Annotated in this window: 15 protein-coding genes; 4 read left to right on the top strand and 11 right to left on the bottom strand. The window is 52.8% G+C overall.

The window, feature by feature from the left end; genetic code table 11:
• Positions 1–17: 17 nt before the first annotated feature.
• Genes PSTEL_RS08290 through PSTEL_RS08280 form a run of 3 tightly spaced genes read left to right on the top strand, consistent with a single transcriptional unit; the run spans position 18 to position 3,422 of the window.
• The gene (locus PSTEL_RS08290; RefSeq protein ID WP_425415260.1) at positions 18–980 is read left to right on the top strand and encodes a glycoside hydrolase family 113; all 963 of its coding nucleotides are present in this window, start codon (positions 18–20) and stop codon (positions 978–980) included.
• A 19-nt stretch (positions 981–999) separates the two neighbouring features.
• Entirely contained in the window at positions 1,000–2,214 is a 1,215-nt protein-coding gene (locus tag PSTEL_RS08285; protein ID WP_038694621.1) for an AGE family epimerase/isomerase, read from the top strand.
• 38 nt (positions 2,215–2,252) lie between these two features.
• On the top strand, positions 2,253–3,422 hold the full coding sequence (locus PSTEL_RS08280) for a glycoside hydrolase family 130 protein (protein ID WP_038694620.1): 1,170 nt from the start codon (positions 2,253–2,255) through the stop codon (positions 3,420–3,422).
• Positions 3,423–3,698: 276 nt separating this feature from the next.
• Here the strand turns inward: PSTEL_RS08280 and PSTEL_RS08275 are convergent, their stop codons facing one another.
• The 11 genes from PSTEL_RS08275 to PSTEL_RS08225 all read right to left on the bottom strand — a co-directional run bounded on the left by PSTEL_RS08275 (position 3,699) and on the right by PSTEL_RS08225 (position 15,693).
• Positions 3,699–4,781 carry a LacI family DNA-binding transcriptional regulator gene (locus PSTEL_RS08275; RefSeq protein WP_038694618.1) on the bottom strand — a complete coding sequence of 361 codons (1,083 nt, stop codon included), beginning with the start codon at positions 4,779–4,781 and terminating at the stop codon, positions 3,699–3,701.
• Between the two features lie 47 nt (positions 4,782–4,828).
• Entirely contained in the window at positions 4,829–6,133 is a 1,305-nt protein-coding gene (locus PSTEL_RS08270; protein ID WP_038694617.1) for an ABC transporter substrate-binding protein, read from the bottom strand.
• A complete protein-coding gene (locus tag PSTEL_RS08265) occupies positions 6,130–8,028 on the bottom strand; it encodes a cache domain-containing sensor histidine kinase (RefSeq protein ID WP_038694616.1) in 1,899 nt (632 codons plus the stop codon). Before PSTEL_RS08265 ends, PSTEL_RS08270 begins: the two co-directional genes overlap by 4 nt.
• Positions 8,029–8,246: 218 nt before the next feature.
• Complete coding sequence (locus PSTEL_RS08260; protein WP_169744553.1) at positions 8,247–10,265, bottom strand: methyl-accepting chemotaxis protein; 2,019 nt, start codon at positions 10,263–10,265, stop codon at positions 8,247–8,249.
• Between the two features lie 405 nt (positions 10,266–10,670).
• Positions 10,671–11,996, bottom strand: coding sequence for a peptidase U32 family protein (locus PSTEL_RS08255; protein ID WP_038694614.1), 1,326 nt, complete (start codon positions 11,994–11,996; stop codon positions 10,671–10,673).
• A 56-nt stretch (positions 11,997–12,052) separates the two neighbouring features.
• A complete protein-coding gene (locus PSTEL_RS08250) occupies positions 12,053–12,985 on the bottom strand; it encodes a peptidase U32 family protein (RefSeq protein WP_038694613.1) in 933 nt (310 codons plus the stop codon).
• 73 nt (positions 12,986–13,058) lie between these two features.
• Positions 13,059–14,081 carry an endolytic transglycosylase MltG gene (gene mltG / locus PSTEL_RS08245; protein ID WP_425415259.1) on the bottom strand — a complete coding sequence of 341 codons (1,023 nt, stop codon included), beginning with the start codon at positions 14,079–14,081 and terminating at the stop codon, positions 13,059–13,061.
• 195 nt (positions 14,082–14,276) lie between these two features.
• Positions 14,277–14,588 (bottom strand): DUF1292 domain-containing protein, encoded by a 312-nt coding sequence (locus tag PSTEL_RS08240; protein WP_038694612.1) that lies wholly within the window; start codon positions 14,586–14,588, stop codon positions 14,277–14,279.
• Complete coding sequence (locus tag PSTEL_RS08235; protein ID WP_038694610.1) at positions 14,581–14,889, bottom strand: DUF1292 domain-containing protein; 309 nt, start codon at positions 14,887–14,889, stop codon at positions 14,581–14,583. The genes PSTEL_RS08240 and PSTEL_RS08235 overlap by 8 nt, the downstream gene beginning before the upstream one ends.
• 109 nt (positions 14,890–14,998) lie before the next feature.
• Positions 14,999–15,421: a Holliday junction resolvase RuvX gene (ruvX, locus tag PSTEL_RS08230; protein ID WP_038694609.1), complete on the bottom strand. Its 423-nt coding sequence runs from the start codon at positions 15,419–15,421 to the stop codon at positions 14,999–15,001.
• Positions 15,418–15,693: an IreB family regulatory phosphoprotein gene (locus tag PSTEL_RS08225; RefSeq protein ID WP_038694608.1), complete on the bottom strand. Its 276-nt coding sequence runs from the start codon at positions 15,691–15,693 to the stop codon at positions 15,418–15,420. The genes ruvX and PSTEL_RS08225 overlap by 4 nt, the downstream gene beginning before the upstream one ends.
• Positions 15,694–16,116: 423 nt before the next feature.
• Here PSTEL_RS08225 and PSTEL_RS08220 point away from each other — a divergent pair, with 423 nt between their 5' ends.
• Positions 16,117–16,539: a MerR family transcriptional regulator gene (locus PSTEL_RS08220; RefSeq protein WP_038694607.1), complete on the top strand. Its 423-nt coding sequence runs from the start codon at positions 16,117–16,119 to the stop codon at positions 16,537–16,539.
• The last annotated feature ends 62 nt before the right edge of the window (positions 16,540–16,601 follow it).

Genomic DNA, 16,601 nt, shown 5'->3' with positions numbered 1-16,601 from the left:
GAGAAAAGCGAGGTTTTATGATGAGAATCAACCAAGAGTATTTTGCCGGAGTCACCTGGGGCGCCATGGGCAGGCGCGGAACCTGGGCGACTTCTCGCGCGGATCGATCGATGGAACTGATGGCTTCATTGACCGGCGCCACCTGGACGGCAATCGCTTTCGCGGCGGTTCAGGCCAAGCCACAATCGACAGTCATACCCTTTCGCGACGAACCGACAATAACGGACGATGAACTGAAATGGGCGATTGCCAAAGCCCGTTCGCTGAACCTGAAAGTGTGCCTGAAACCGATCGTCAACTGCGGCGACGGAACCTGGCGAGCCCACATCAATTTCTTCGACAAGGACGTGCCCTGCGAGCCGAAGTGGAGTGAATGGTTCTCCTCCTACACGGCTTATATTCTTCATTATGCCGCCATTGCCGAGGAGACCGGCTGCGATATGCTGTGCATCGGCTGCGAGACGGTACAGGCTGACCGCCGGGAGAAGGAATGGCGGGCCCTGATCGCCGAGGTACGCAAGGTATACTCCGGACCGATCACCTACAACTGCGACAAATACCAGGAGGATAACGTCACCTGGTGGGATGCCGTTGATCTGATCGCTTCCAGCGGCTATTACCCGGAGCATGACTGGCCGGAGCAACTGGACCGGATCGAGGGAGTTGCCAAGTCGTTCGGCAAACCGTTCTTCTTCATGGAAGCCGGCTGTCCGAGCCGAAAAGGCAGCGCTGCCATTCCCAATGACTGGACCCTGCAGGGCGAGCCGGATGAGCTTGAACAAGCCCGTTACTACCGGGCCATGTTCGCCGCATGTGAGACGCAGCCCTGGGTTCAAGGCTTCATGCTCTGGGATTGGCCGGCCAACCTTTATGAACAAGAAGAGGCTGGCAGCAATGACGACTATTGCATGTATGGCAAGCAGTCGGAGGGCATCGTCCGCGATTACTACACCTCCAAAGTTTCACAATCTTCAATCTGAAAGGAAGCGAAGAATTACTATGAGCCTGTCCCCTGATGTATGGCTGTCCGAGCTCGAATCCGAATTGAAGGACAATATTCTCGGGTTCTGGATGAAGCACACGCTTGATGAGGAAAAAGGCGGCTTCGTCGGCGAAATCGACAGCAGCATGAAGATCAATCCTTCCGCCGCGAAGAGTCTGGTTCTGAACGCCCGCATTCTGTGGACCTTTGCCAGCGCTTACCGCATGTACGGCGAACCGCAGTATTTGGGCACTGCCGAGCGGGCTTACCGTTATCTGGTTGATCACTTTGCCGACCGGGAATTCGGCGGCATGTACTGGATGGTCGATGCCCAAGGGCAGCCTTCTGAAACAAAGAAGCAGATTTACGGTATCGCTTTTGTCATCTATGCTCTTTCCGAGTATCACCGTGCCGCTAACGTCCCGGAAGCTCAGGACTACGCAATTGAACTGTTCCGGGTTATCGAGAAATATGGATACGATCCGGTGAATAAGGGCTATATCGAAGCGTTGTCCCGCGAGTGGGAAATGACGGATAACCTGACCCTCAGCGCCAAGGATATGAACGAGAAGAAATCGATGAATACGCATCTTCATATTCTGGAAGCCTATACCGGTCTGTACCGCGTATGGAAATCCGAAGAACTGCGCGCCAAGCTGTCCGAGCTGATTGTCACCATGCTCGACCATATTATCGACAGCAAGGACGAACATTTCCTGCTCTTCCTCGATGATGAGTGGAACGTGAAATCCGATCATATCTCCTATGGCCACGACATCGAAGGAAGCTGGCTGCTCTTTGAAGCCGCCGAGTTACTTGGCGACGAAGGTCTGCTCCCCCGCGTCAAGTCCGTAGCGCTGTCCATGGCGAAAGCCGTGCTGGCAGAAGGCATTGACACCGACGGAGGCATCTTTAACGAAGCGGGACCGCATGGGCTTCTTGACCGCAACAAAGACTGGTGGCCGCAGGCGGAAGCCGTTGTCGGATTCTATAATGCCTATCAATTAAACGGAGACAAAAGCTTCCTCGAAGCCGCTGAGAATTCATGGTCATTCATCCGCAAATACATTGTCGATCCTGAATTCGGCGAATGGTTCTGGGGCGTTGATGGAGAACTTCAGCCGCTGCGTCTGGAGCCTAAAGTAGGCGCTTGGAAATGCCCTTACCATAACAGCAGAGCCTGCTTCGAGATGATTGAACGGCTGAAGCATGATCATGCATCGTCCCGCTAAGGCAATCCTTAATCCACCAAATTAAAGGAGAGATATCAATGAGTCTATTTGAACAACGCAAGCAACAGCTGACCGAGCATTATGAATCCCTGATCTCCCGCAAAAATGAAAAGCTGCCGATCAGCAACGGAATCTATAACCGCTACCGCTATCCTCTGCTTACTGCCGAGCATGCGCCCCTGATCTGGCGTTATGACTTCAATCCGGAGACCAATCCGAATTTCGAAGAGCGTCTTGGCGTAAATGGCGTGTTCAATCCGGGTGCCATCGAGCTGAACGGCAAGTTCTACCTGGTAGCACGCGTTGAAGGCGTTGACCGCAAATCGTTCTTCGCAGTAGCTGAGAGCGACAACGGTGTTGACGGCTTCCGCTTCTGGGATAAGCCGGTTGTGCTGCCGGAGACGGATGAGCCTGATACCAACGTCTACGATATGCGCGTAGTGCTTCATGAAGACGGATGGATTTACGGCCTGTTCTGCACCGAGCGCAAAGATCCGGACGCCGCACCTGGAGACCTCTCCAGCGCCGTAGCCCAATGCGGAATCGCCCGTACCAAAGATCTTGTGACATGGGAACGGCTCGCCGATCTGAAGACCGCTTCCGCTCAGCAGCGCAACGTAGTGCTTCATCCTGAGTTCGTAGACGGCAAATATGCGTTCTATACTCGTCCGCAGGACGGATTCATCGACACCGGTTCAGGCGGCGGCATCGGCTGGGGATTGTCCGATACGATTGAAAATGCGGTAATCACCAAGGAAATCATCATTGACGAACGCCACTATCATACGATTAAAGAAGTGAAGAACGGCCAAGGCCCTGCTCCGATCAAGACATCCAAAGGCTGGCTGCATATTGCGCATGGCGTGCGCAATACGGCTGCAGGACTTCGTTACGTCCTGTACTCCTTCCTGTCCGATCTCGAAGAGCCTTGGAAAGTGACTCACAGACCAGGCGGACATTTCATTGCTCCGGAAGGCGAAGAACGCGTCGGAGACGTCTCCAACGTTGTCTTCAGCAACGGCATCATCGCTCGTGACAATGGAGAGATTTACATCTATTACGCTTCCTCCGATACCCGCGTGCATGTGGCTACAACGACTGTTGAGCAGATGCTGGACTACGTAATTAATACACCGGAAGATGCTTTCCGTTCGTATGCGAGCGTTCAGCAGCGCCTGGAACTGATCGAGCGCAACCTGAGCCTGTAAGCCTCGTAAATAGAAGCTTTAATCATACAGGAAACGAGATTAATACCCGATTCTTATTCTTCAATCCTGTTAAATCTGGATTCCGGTTCGCCGGAATCCAGATTTTTTTGCACACAAAAACCCCCAGATGGACTGGAGGCCAAGGGGCAGCATCTTTGAAACGAGATAACAAAGACGCGTGATATGCGAAATTCCAAGAGAAGTTATTGGCAAGATCATCGAATCCGATGCCTGCCCGTTCCGAGTCACATCCATATGTTCATAGGCTGTTGAAGCTTAAGAAGAGACGGGCGCTGCCGGAAAAGCTTCCCCTGTCGATTCCCGGTGGACAATGTCAGCCGTGATCAAAATTTTCTCCAGCGGAGCCACCGGCACCTTCGCCCGGTTCAGCAGCCTGGCCACCGCCGTTCGGCCCATCGCCTCTTTCGGCACATTAACCGTTGTAAGCGGCGTTGCCGCCCGAATCGCGTCTTCGATATTGTCGAACCCCGTTATCGAAATATCCTTCGGGATGCTCAATCCCTCTTCACGCAAAATGTCGCCCGTCTTTAATGCAATATGATCATTGGCGCACATGATGGCAGTGGGAAGTGCTCCTTCTTTGGACAGCTTGGCAGCCCAGCTCTTAACCGTCTCCCGAAATAAAGTATCGGCATGAAAATCCACGTACAGCATTGGATCCTGCTCATTCTGCGGAGCGATATTGTTCTCCTCAAGTGCGCTCCGGAAGCCGATCCAACGGTCTCTAAAGCTGCGTGAGTATTTAATATTGCCCAGGAAATGCAGCGATTTATGCCCGCTTCCGATCACATGGTTCGTAAGGCGGCTCATCGAGTCTACATTGTTGGCGAAGACCGTATCCGTAGGAATTAGCGGGTCTTCATGATCGATCAGCACCATCGGCAGGCCCAGGCGGTGGATGGCCAGCAGTTGGGAGGTCGAGATTTGACCTACGCCGATCAGACCGAGAATGCCTCCCGGGTTCAGGATGTTGACGACGTTGTCTTCCCGATGTTCGGAGATGATCACCATACCCAGACCTTCCGCATCCAATGCCACCGCGATTCCGTCCACAATTTTGCCCCAGTACAGGGAGTCCTGTGTTTGTGACCGTATATTGGGCATCAGCACCAGCACGGCCTGCTTGTCCCGAATAGCCGAACCAGCGTTTGTCGCCGATTTATTAGGCTGGATATGCCCATTCTTTTGTGTATAGTACCCCAATTGGGAAGCTGCCTGAATGACCCGCTCCCGGGTCTGCTCATTGACTCCGTCCTTGCCGGACAAAGCTTTGGATACGACAAACTTGGACACTCCCAAGTAGTCGGCTATTTTTTGCATCGTCACTTTTTTGGCCATTGCTGTCATCCTTCCGGGTAACATGTTATTTCCACTGCGGCTAATCCTCAGGGAGTGGCAGAAGCGGGAACGCCGGCCCTTGCTTCCGCCCATTTGGCGTTCAGTTCATCAAAAGCCTTCTGCAAGTCCGGGGCCGCAATCAATTCCTGAATATACTCGCCCGACCAAAAGGAAAGTTTCGCCCGGTTCGCAAGTTCGATAAATCGGTCGTTCTGTACGGTCGCCTCCAGCATCTTTGGCTTGTAAGAGAGAAACTCGTTGTACTGCGGCATCCCGGGGTCATCCGGGTTATTCTCGTCATAGAACCCCCACTCTTTCTTATAGGAGGTCTTGTTCACGAAGAAGTCGATCCAGGCTACCGCTAATTCCTTATTCTTGCTGAATTTGCTGACTCCGATGAACCAGTCCGGATTAAGCGGGGCGTAGTGTGTCATTCCGTTATCATAAGGAAACGGGAAGAATCCGATATCCTCGGAATTGGCTCCCGCATCGACAATCTGGCGGATTGCCCAATTACCGAGAAGTGCCATCGCTGCTTCCCCCTTCGCCAGCTTCGTCTTGGAAATTTCCCAGTTGTCAGAGAACAGATTCTCCTCTACATATCCCTTGGCAACAAGCGTACGGGGGACAGAGATAGCCTCTCCCCATTCGTTGCTTAACTGCCAAGGTTCGTTCTTGTTGACCATATCGTTTAGGTAGTTCGGATTTCCGGTCATGTAATTGGCAAGATTGTCCCCCCACTCCCGCAAAGGCCACACTGCTCCATAGTTCATATAGAGCGGTATGATTCCAGCTTTCTTCAGCTTCGAGCAGGCTTTGTAGAATTCGTCCAGCGTCTGCGGAACTTTGGTAATGCCCGCTTTTTCGAACGCTTTTTTGTTGTAGATGATCCCCTCGGTGATATTGCCCGTAACCATTCCGTACTTGTGTCCACCGTAGGATACAAAGCTCTGGAAGCTCTCTCCGGCAGTCAGCGATGAAGGGAGCGGCTCGAAGAAATCTTCCAATTCATAAGAAGGAAGATTCACCGGCAGAAGCAGCACATCTCCCGCATCCCGGGTGGACAGACGCACCAGAATGTCTGACGCATAATCCGACAGCCCTTCAAATTCTATATCAGCCTCCGGATACAACTGCTCGAACTGCTGCACATAACCGTCCATTGTTCCATTCTCGATAAGATCAATCCGGTTGGTCAGCATAACGATGGTTCCGCTGTGCTTCGGTTTTACCGTTCCTTCTAAGGCCGCCGTGGGTACAGGACCGTTCACCTGCCCCCTGCAACCGCTCAACGCCAGCGCCAGGAGGAGTGGAATGATCAAGGTTCGATTTCTGTAATGCGTCCGTTTCAACTGACTGCCTCCTTCTTATGCTTCGACTCGGAGTCTTCAGTTGCTGCGGGCAGCGGCAGTGTAAGCCGGATCTCTGTTCCTTCGCCCGGAGTACTGTAGACCTCAAGCCCGCAACCTGCTCCGTAATGCATCCGGATACGCTGATGTACATTCTTCAGCCCGATTCCTCCTTCGATCCCCTTGTCGGGCGGCTGCTCATTCCGCAAGTCATCATTCAGCTTATTCAGCGTCTCCCGGTTCATGCCGCAGCCGTCATCTGTAATATGAAACACAAGGCGCTCGTCCGTAGCCTCACAGACAATCCCCAGATTCATGCAGGGTTTGCTGTCGTCAAAGCCATGATAGGCAGCGTTCTCGATAATCGGCTGGAAGATAAGCCGGATAATCTCGTAGTGATCATACTCGTGAGGAAGATCAATATGAAGCCGAAACCGGCCGGAGTAACGACAATTCAACAGTTCAATGTAATTGACGACGTAGGCGATCTCCTGCTTAAGCGTGCTATGCCCGTTCATATCGCTGGTACTGTACCGCAGCAGCTTGCCGAGAATGGAGATCATGTCAGCCGCCTCGATATCATCATTCAGTTCTGCCGTCATGCGGATGGTCTCTAGCGTATTGTAGATAAAATGCGGATTGATCTGGCTCTGAAGCGCCTGCAGCTCGGCTTCTGTCTTCTGCTGCTCAATCCGGTAAATATCCTGAATCAGTTGGCGGATCCGCTCCAGCATCCGGTTAAACTGGTGCCCGAGCAGACCGATCTCGTCCCGCCGCTTCACCTGAAACCGCACCTCCAAATCGCCGCCCTGTACCTTCTTCATCAATTGGATCATTTGAGTCAGCGGTTTGGTCAGTGCGAAGGTCAGGAAGATGGAGATGATCATGGCCACGATAATGATGGCAAAAGTGGCCGCCAGCGTTGTATTGCGGGTAACAATGGCTTCACGGGTCAGTTCATGAACCGGTATGGAAATAATCACCTTCCAGTTCGTCTTGGGTGAAGTGGAGTAAATATTCAGCCTGCTCTTTCCCTCCGACTCGTCGTAAAAGCTGCCTCCGCTTCCCTGAGCCTTCCGGAACAGTTCGGAGCCGGAAACATCCTTGGCGAGAAGCTTCTGCTGACTGTCATAGATAACATGACCGCGTTCGTCCACGATCATAGATTGGCCATGTGTTACCTTGTCCAATTCCGCCACCTGATTCTGCAGCATGCTGACGTTAGCCTCGACGGCAATCAGACCGATCGGATTCCACAGGCCATCCACTATTTTACGAACAACGGTGAATGCGTACCGGGTACTCTGAAGATTGCTGGTATAAGCCTGGGTGCCGAACAGCAGCGCTTCCCCGTTCGAACCTTTGGCCTGTTCACTCCAGAAGTCATAGCTCATCTTCAAGTCAAGTCTAACTCCGCCATCCTTGGCAGAGTAGTAGCCGTTGCCGTATTTATCAAAGATATAGACGGAATTAGCTCCCCGTTTAATATTGTTGATGAACGAAACATTGCCTTCGATCCCCCGCTGGATGGACAGCATCGTATCGAATTCGGATGGATCGAATACTGTATTGCCATCCTGTTCCTTCTCCTTCTTCTGCTCATGAAACTGGTTGGACCGGATCAGATTCTGTTTGATCTCATTGACATAGGCAGGCATGGAGGATATCCGTTTCATATCGTCAATATAATCGTCAATCCCATCCATCATCTGGTCTGTAAGCTTCTCCGAATACGCGATCGTATTGTCCTGTATGGAACCTGTATAACTCTTGAAGTTGTAGATGCTGATTACAGACAATGGCAGGGTGATTATTACCAGAAATACGAGCAGCAGTTTGCGCTCCATGCTCATATCGGTAAACAGGGCCACCCGGCTTCCTATTCGTTTCTTCTTCATTGATCTGACTCCCCCGATATCCCCCTCGAAAAGTTGCATTTGTTATTAATTTTTCCTAACAAAATTATTATATGATGTTATCGGCCATTACACAATGAGAAGAAACTAACCATCTGTAAATAAAAAATGGCCCCCGGGAAGGTTACTTTTTAACAAAGCAGCCTTCCTGAGGGCCATCATGTGGTTGGACACTTCTTGCTTCAGTTTATACCGTATTTCTATACCTTAAACAGAGACAGCTTCTCTTTCAGCTGCCCGGATACATTCTCCAGCTTGCCGGACAGAGATACCAGCTGATCGCTGACGTTCTGCTGCTCGCTGCTCAGCGAGGCTACCTCTTCCGAAGTAGCGGAGGATTCCTCGGCGACCGCGCTCACATTGCCCATAGCTTCCGACAGCACGGTCTGGGATTCCTTCAGGCGGTCGATTGACTCGGTTACCGACTGCAGCGTGCTTGCGAAACTCTCCATCTGCTCGCGTACCGACAGGAAGATCTCCCCTGTACTCTTAACGGAAGTCACCTGTTCCTCGAACAGCGGCGTAACCTCCGACAGCACACTTACCGTCTCATTCATTTCGGTCATAATGTTATCGGTGATGCCGGCTACAAGAGCGATAGATTCCCGCGTCTGATCAGCCAGACCGCGGATTTCCCCGGCTACAACCATGAAGCCGCGTCCCGCTTCACCCGCCCGCGCAGCCTCAATCGTTGCGTTCAAGGACAGAATATTGGTCTGTTGGGTAATTTTCTTCATTACATCCAGAACCTTCAGGACAGACAACGCTGTCTCCTTCAGGTTGTCAACCTTGTTAACAAGCGCCTTGGTCATTTCGCCTGTGCGGCCGGTTTGATTCATAAGAATGGCAAGCTGGTCCGCGCCCTTGGCGCTTGAATCGCTGACGATCTGCGCTGCTGCGTCCATTTCGCGGTTGGCCGCGATGACCGACTCCATCTGCAGCGTAAGCTCGGCGGTAAGATCATTGCCTTTCTCTGCTTCCGTCGCCAGGCTTCCGGCACCTTTCGCAATTTCCTCCGTAGCTGCGGCAATCTCTCTGGCGGCATCCGCCGTTTTACGAGATGCTCCGCCCAGATCACCTGCCGTCGCAAGAACCTCCTGAGCCGACTGGTTCGTCTGCGATACCAGCTCCGTGATCCGCTCCATCATCGTATTGAAGGAAGCCGAGAGCTGGCCGATTTCATCCTTGGAAGTGAATTCCGTACGAACGGTCAAATCGCCATGAGCTCCCTGTCCCATCAAGTCCTTAAGACGGCCAAGCGGACGGGCGATCATCCGTACCATCCATATGCCGAGGATCAGGGCAAGCAGCGCGGCGGCGGCGGCGGCGATATAGGTTGTCGTCAGAATCGGCTCGGCATCCTTGACCAGCGTACCGGTCGGAATGATACCAGCCAGCTTCCAATCGGCTTTGGTCATCGGGTTGAACACGGCCAGAATATCGTTGCCGTCCGGATCCTTCGTATCCAGACTGTTGTTGTCCGCTTTGGAATTTTTGATAAATTCAAATTTGGACGGCAGACCATCTTCTACCGTATTGGAAGACACGATAACCGTCCCCTGAGGAGATACAAGCTGAATATGCGAGTTCTCTCCGAGATTGACGCTCTTCAAGGAATCTTCAAGGAAATCCTTCTTCAGTTCAATCAGGACGAGATATCCCGTCTTGTCGCCCATCATCTTCAGCTTTCGGGCCATGACGATATTGGTGTTCTTCTCGACAGCGATGCTTCCCGGGAACCAGTAGAACTGGGAAGAAACTTCTTCTTTCGAATACCAGGGCGTATAATTTTCGGCACTGGCGGAAACCTGCTTGTACCATTCCTGATCGCGGATATCATTGGTGACAATCTTGGAATTGCCCGTTGTAATAAGCGGCAGCTTCGAATTCTCAGGGATAAGCGAGAAGCTGACGATATTGTTGTCCGAGGTGGTCTGGCTTGTAAGCTTAGTATTGATAGCGTTAATCGCTACGAATTGTTCGTAGTATCCTTCCGCTCTTCCGAGCGAGGATAGCTGCTCCTGCACATCCGGATCAAAATAAAACTGGAGCGCCATTTTCTCATACTGGTCCAGTGTGATATCAAGCTTCTCCGCATTCTGGATAATGGTCTGCTGGTTCGCTTCAGCCACATTATGCTTGATTGTACTCTTGGCCTTGTTATAGGACAGCAGTCCAAGCAGGAGTACAACGACGACTATGGATGATAGAAAGATCAAGAATAGCTTAACGCCAACCGATTTCACCGGGTTTACGCGTTTGATGTGCTTAGAGGATTGATTCAGCAAGTGCTTAACCCCACGAACCTGCGTTGCTGGCGAGACGGTCTGATCACCAGTCGACGCTTCCGGAGAGCTAACCGGAATATTAACCTTTTCTTTCTCCGGATGTTCCTTTCGCTGAAATCTCTTTCTCTCCCGTTTAGGAGCCCCCATTTGAGATCACCTGCCTGATGGATTTGAGTAACCTTATGTAAGCGATATCTAATATATCGGCAAAGTGCACACTTTTCCTTATACCAAAAAGAAAAAAAATATGCCTTATTACCTAATTTCCCACAAAAAAAGGAAAGTCCCCTGTTACCAAGGAACTCCCCTATTAGGAAAACCGGTTTCGCATACCACTTACTTTTTTTTGCGCATCATATCGAAATAGGCAACCGGATAATCCACTTTCATGCGCACCCGCTGCAGCGGGTGTCTGGCAGCATCCAGCGCATTTCCTTCCTCGTCAAACAGCTCGCCGACAATCTGCTTGAAAGGCGTGATGTCAGGGCCGAAGAATTCAACTTCCTGTCCGGGCTTAAAATGGTTGCGCTGCTGGATCAGCGCCGTTCCCGTCTTCGCGTCATAATCCAGCACGAGTCCGGCGAAGTCGTAGGGTGCCGCTTTTTCCTCAGGCTCGTAAATATGGTCCTCATGATCCGGTGTATCGTAGAAAAATCCGGTATTGAGCGGCCGGTTGGCTGCTTTGTTCAGTTCATCCAGCCATTCACGCTTCATTTCATAATGCTCGGGATCGGCCATGTAAGCGTCAATCGCCTTGCGGTACGCATTAACAACCGTCGCCACATAGTGGATGGATTTCATCCGCCCTTCAATCTTGAAGCTGTCAATTCCCGCTTCGATCAGATCCGGAATGTTCTCCAGCATGCACAGGTCCTTGGCTCCCATAGTAAAAGGATTGTCCTCCGGCGTGTGCAGCGGCAGCTGGCTGACGCCGGGAACAAGCGGTGAAGCCGAACGGAGGGCATGCTCCTCTTCGGAGATCCACTCCTCCTGCCCCCGGGCGTCCTCGAACAAATCGTATTTCCAGCGGCAGGACTGGCAGCAGCCCCCACGATTGGAATCGCGGTCCGTAAAATGGTTGGACAGCACGCACCGGCCGGAATAAGAAGAACACATCGCGCCATGAATGAACGCTTCAATTTCGATATCGACATGCTCCTTGATTTCCGAGATTTCCTTCAGGCTCGTCTCCCGGCCCAGCACGACCCGCGGCAGCCCTTCCTCTTTCCAGAATGAGACCGCCTGCCAGTTCAGTGTGGACTGCTGGGTGCTCAAATGTACCTCAAGCCCCGGCGCCGAGCGCAGCGCGATATCGACAATTGCTGGATCTGCAACGATGATGGCCGAAATGCCGGCCTCCTGCAGGTTGCGGAGGTATTCCTCAATGCCCTCGATATCCTCGTTGTGCGCATAAATATTCGTGGCGACAAATACTTTGGCGCCGTATTTCTTGGCGAACTCCACGCCTTCCCGCATTTCCTCGAAGCTGAAATTGTCCGCGTTCGAACGCAGGCCGTATTTCTGCCCGCCGATATATACCGCATCCGCGCCATAATGCACGGCGAATTTCAATTTTTCCAGATTGCCCGCCGGAGCCAGGAGCTCCGGTTTGTCCAGGCGGTATCTTTTGCCTTTGTATTGCGGCTTGGCCACAGTGCTCATACCTTGTCTCCCCTCCTGTATTTCAGGAAGCGTTGCCGCTTCCCTTACGACGATAATTAATACACCTGCTCTTTGTAAAAGAAACCGAACGACAGCTCGCGCTCCGGATCCTGCAGGCGGCGTATATCATACAGCCATTGTTCATGGAACGCATAGGAATCCGGGTCGGCCGCGTAAGCGTCGATCGCCGCGCGGTAAGCCTTGACCGCAATAGCGTTATAGGCGGGCGTCTTCAGCAAGCCCTCCACCTTGAAGCTGTGCACGCCCGCTCCCATCAGAATATGCAGGTCTTCCAGAATGCAGATGTCGTCCGAGCTCATGATATGCGTGCCGCTCTCGTCTTCATAAATCGGGAATTTCTCGCCCGGGCGCTCCGCCTCGACGAGGAACAGGCCGCGGTCACGGCCCAGATTGCCGTCCTGCACCGGCCGGCCCTGATGCTTCATATAGCTCTCCACAAGCTTGCGCTTGGAATGATATATATTGGTCATGCCGTGAACCTGGACCTGGGCTTCCACTTCCAGCTTCGGAATCATCTCGGTAATTTCATCCATATTGAGCTCGCGCGCCAGACAGACACGGGAAGCGCCTTTGCAGCCCCAATAATTGGCCGTGGCGAAATTGGTGGATGTCATTTCGGCGTTCCAGTGAAGCTTAAGTCCCGGCGCTTCGCGGCGGGCGACCGCCAGAACCGAAGGATCGCCGAATTCCGCGCCGTCCACACCCAGCTCGGCAAGTGCCTTCACATAGGCCGGCAGTTCATCCAGCAGCTCGTTCGGCATCAAGCCTGCAAGGCTTGTATAAATTTTGCGGCCGCGCGCGTGAGTCAGCTCTACAGCCTTCGCCGTATCCTCCAGGCTGAAATGGCCGGCCAGCCGCATGCCGAACCGGTCGTCGCCGATCAGCAGCGCATCGGCTCCTGCATCCAGCAGCAAAGCCGCTTCCTCCAGGGAAGCGGCCGTCGCCAGCAGCTCCGGTTTGCTTGTCATGGTGAATCCTCCTGTCAATGGTCACAGGCCGCATCAGGCGGCCTGCGATGTTGATATGCATAAGCGCGAGACGTTATTTCGCTTCCGCTTCGCTCTTTTTGATGTTGGCCAAATGCTCTTTATAGGTCTTGGCGAACAAGTGGGTCTTGCTGCCGTCTTTCTTGGTGACGTAGAAATAATAGTCCGACGCTTCCGGCTCAAGAGCCGCTTCTATGGAAGGCAATCCCGGGCTGCAGATCGGGCCGGGCGGAAGGCCAGCATTCCGGTACGTATTATAAGGGCTGTCTACCTCTAAATCCTTGTAGAGAAGCCGTTCCTTCGGCTTATCCAGCAAATACTGGACGGTGGCGTCGATCTCGAGCTTCTGCTCCTTCTTCAGACGGTTATAGATAACCCCGGCCACCAGCGGCCGTTCGCTGTCCACGACCACCTCACGCTCCACCAGCGATGCGACAGTGAGCAGCTGATGAAGTGTCAGTCCCCGTTCCTTCAACTTATTCTTCCAGTCCGGAATGCTGTCCAGCTTCTGCTGCGTCTCCTCCAGCATCTTCTCGATGACCTGCTCCGGCGTGCTATCCTTGACCAGTTCATACGTGCTGGGGAACAGATAGCCCTCCAGACGGTGCCTGAGATCATTCTCCTGCGGGATGCCGAGCAACTGAGTCTCCTGCAAGCCCTGGCCGGAATCCACCAATGCCAGAAAAGCCGACGAATCCTTGCCCCAGCTCTGCGCGAGCCTGTCCGCGATCTGCTCGGCCGTATAGCCTTCGGGAATGGTAAAGACGACCGTCTCCTTCTTCACCACATCTCCGGCGTTCAGCCTTTCGATCAGGGTGTCATAGGTTACCCCGGGCGCGGCACTGTATGTGCCGGCCATGAACTTCGAGCCTTCGCTCGTCCACTTCAAATATCCCTTAAAAAGGGTAGCATTCTTGATGAGGCCATTCTTCTCCAGGAGATCGGCAATCTCCGAGCTGCCCATCCCTTTTTCAACCGTGAAGGTGACAGCGGGACCGGCATCGGCCGGCTTCATGCCGTTCCATATATACCAGATTGCTCCTCCGGCTGCGACGATCAGCAGCAGAAGAATAATCAAAGAATTGCGGATGGTGGATTTCAATCCTCTTCCTCACTTTCCGACTTTAAATATAAAATTCTATCCATTTAAATTCAATAGATATTTTTGCATATTGGTCATATACGTGCAAAAAGAGCGCGGAATGCTCCGCCCTCCCCTGCATGCGCCCGCCCCGGAATGCGAAATCAGCCTCCGGGACGCAGGCTTATATGCTTACACTTCGTCGTCAGGGAAAGTCAGCTCGTCGTACAGCTCCGAGATGTCCTCCCATTCGTCGTCGTCGTCAATGCTCTCCAGCTCCGGTAATCCTTCACCCGGCACGATGACCCGCAAAAATTCCGGCTCTCCGTCCCCTTCAGGATCCCGGAGCACCGCGTATCCCTGACCCTGCACTTCGAATTCGGCGATAATCTCGAATACGGAAGCTTTGCCGTTCTCGTCTTCCAGTTCCACGGCGCTGCCATAGGCGTCTTTCAGCCTGGAGCTCCATACGACCTGGCCGGCGTCGGCGGAATACTCAGTCATTCCCGCTTCCTCCGTCAAGCTCATCGACGAGCGTGTTGAACGTCTCTTCAACAATCGCCCACTCCTCGTCATCCTCGATCATGAACAGCTGGAGATCGTCGCCGTCTTCTTCGTAACGGAATGCGTATACTTCGTCGGCTTCCTCATCTTCGGAATCGAGCGGAACCACCATCATGTATTTGGAATCGGAGCCGTCAACCTCAAATTTCATGATAACCTCGAATTCCTCTTCGTTCCCCTCTTCATCGGGAATATAAATAATTTCCGGTTCCTCTTCCATGCCGATCTGTTCGTTTGCCATGTGTGCGCACCCCTCACCTTTTACTGTTAGGTATCCCGCTGAATAAGTTAAAGCCAAATAGCCGGCACAAATCGCGCAGCCGCTGATATTGTGCCTTCTTAAGCGATAACTAATTCCCTCGGGACGCCTTAGCATCCAAAAAATTTTGCAGAATCAGAACTGCGGCCATTTTATCCACAATTCCTTTGCGTTTCTTGCGGCTGACATCACCCTCGATCAGCACCCGCTCCGCGGATACCGTCGTCAGGCGCTCATCCCAAAGGTGTACGGGCATATTCAGCGTCTCCCGCAGCTGATTGGCGAATTCGATGCAAATCTCGCCCCGCTGTCCCACCGTGCCGTTCATGTTCTTTGGCAGACCGACGACGATCTCGGACACTTCATTCTCTTCAATAAGGCGGCGAATTTCATCGATCTCACTGCCGTCCCGGCGGCGTTCAATGGTCTTCAGTCCCTGGGCTGTCCAGCCGAAGGCGTCGCTTACGGCAGCCCCGATCCGCCGGTCGCCAAAGTCAAGTCCCAGCTTCCTCATTTGATCCTTTCCGCCGGCTGATTGGCAAGATAGAACCGGACCAGTTCTTCAATCAGCTCGTCACGTTCTTTCCTCCGGACCAAACTTCTCGCATTGTTGTGGCGAGGAATGTAAGCCGGGTCACCGGAAAGAAGATAGCCTACAATCTGGTTGATCGGATTATACTCCTTCTCCACCAGGGCATCGTACACCGTAAGCAGGATCTCGCGGGGAGAGGCCTCCTTCTCGTCGCCCTTCACATTGAATTTGACCGTTTTGTCCATGGAGTCCATCTGTGACACCTTCCTTCTGCAAAATCCCCCCAGCAGACAGCCCTGCCATCAGCCGCTGCTGTAGCCAGCTTGCTGCTCTCATCATAACATATTCAGGCCCTGCCTAGGAAATTTTGCCGATGTAATAACGCTTTTTTTGGCATTTCGTCTACAAAAATATAGATTTTTTTGGTAGTTACGCTATTGCAAACGTTTAACAAGCGTGAATTGGAAGCGGATAAACCCGACTGTACAGGATGGCGGACCGCTACCCGCCGCTTCTCTCGGATCATCCCGTTTCTCTCGCCTCAATATGCCGCCGGTTCAGCTGCCCGCACGAGCTGCCCGGCGGGAGATGGTTGTGAATCTGCCTGACAACCATGTAGACTTAGAACATCGGAAACGGCAAGGCAGAACCTATGGATAAAGGAGCTGGCAACATATATGAAACTTGAACTTGAGCAGGAACTCAGCATCAGTCAAGTCGCGGAGCGCACCGGCATAAGCGCACATTCCCTTCGCTTTTACGAGCGGGAAGGCTTAATGCTGTCCCCCCGCATATCGCGTGACGGTGGCGGACGCCGGCGGTACAAGCAGGCCGATGTCGAATGGCTCGGCCTCTGCATCAAATTCCGCGCATCCGGAATGCCCATCGCCCAGATCAGGCGGTATGCAGAACTGGTCCGCCAGGGAATGGGCAATGAACAGGAGAGGCTTGCCATCCTTCGCGAGCACCAGCAGCGGACTGTCTCACAAATCGCCCAATTGAACGACTGTCTCGAACTGATCAGCCGAAAGGTCGATACCTATGAGCAGCATCTCAGTGCAGGAACCGCGCAGCAGCTCTGGAGTGTGGAAACCACTTGACTTAGAGTGTTCTCTAAGTTGTACAGTTAAATCTCCAATATACCAAGAGGAGATGAACCAGC

Source organism: Paenibacillus stellifer, from assembly GCF_000758685.1.
GTDB lineage: Bacteria > Bacillota > Bacilli > Paenibacillales > Paenibacillaceae > Paenibacillus_AQ > Paenibacillus_AQ stellifer.
This window is presented reverse-complemented; position numbering and strand designations above follow the sequence as displayed.

Bases quoted from the DNA above. Each gene is read 5' to 3' on its own strand.
- PSTEL_RS08280 (WP_038694620.1), top strand. From the start codon at position 2,253: ATGAGTCTATTTGAACAACGCAAGCAACAGCTGACCGAGCATTATGAA.
- PSTEL_RS08220 (WP_038694607.1), top strand. From the start codon at position 16,117: ATGAAACTTGAACTTGAGCAGGAACTCAGCATCAGTCAAGTCGCGGAG.
- PSTEL_RS08275 (WP_038694618.1), bottom strand. From the start codon at position 4,781: ATGGCCAAAAAAGTGACGATGCAAAAAATAGCCGACTACTTGGGAGTG.
- PSTEL_RS08250 (WP_038694613.1), bottom strand. From the start codon at position 12,985: ATGACAAGCAAACCGGAGCTGCTGGCGACGGCCGCTTCCCTGGAGGAA.
- PSTEL_RS08290 (WP_425415260.1), top strand. From the start codon at position 18: ATGATGAGAATCAACCAAGAGTATTTTGCCGGAGTCACCTGGGGCGCC.
- PSTEL_RS08265 (WP_038694616.1), bottom strand. From the start codon at position 8,028: ATGAAGAAGAAACGAATAGGAAGCCGGGTGGCCCTGTTTACCGATATG.
- PSTEL_RS08240 (WP_038694612.1), bottom strand. From the start codon at position 14,588: ATGACTGAGTATTCCGCCGACGCCGGCCAGGTCGTATGGAGCTCCAGG.
- ruvX (WP_038694609.1), bottom strand. From the start codon at position 15,421: ATGAGGAAGCTGGGACTTGACTTTGGCGACCGGCGGATCGGGGCTGCC.
- PSTEL_RS08235 (WP_038694610.1), bottom strand. From the start codon at position 14,889: ATGGCAAACGAACAGATCGGCATGGAAGAGGAACCGGAAATTATTTAT.
- PSTEL_RS08255 (WP_038694614.1), bottom strand. From the start codon at position 11,996: ATGAGCACTGTGGCCAAGCCGCAATACAAAGGCAAAAGATACCGCCTG.
- PSTEL_RS08285 (WP_038694621.1), top strand. From the start codon at position 1,000: ATGAGCCTGTCCCCTGATGTATGGCTGTCCGAGCTCGAATCCGAATTG.
- PSTEL_RS08225 (WP_038694608.1), bottom strand. From the start codon at position 15,693: ATGGACTCCATGGACAAAACGGTCAAATTCAATGTGAAGGGCGACGAG.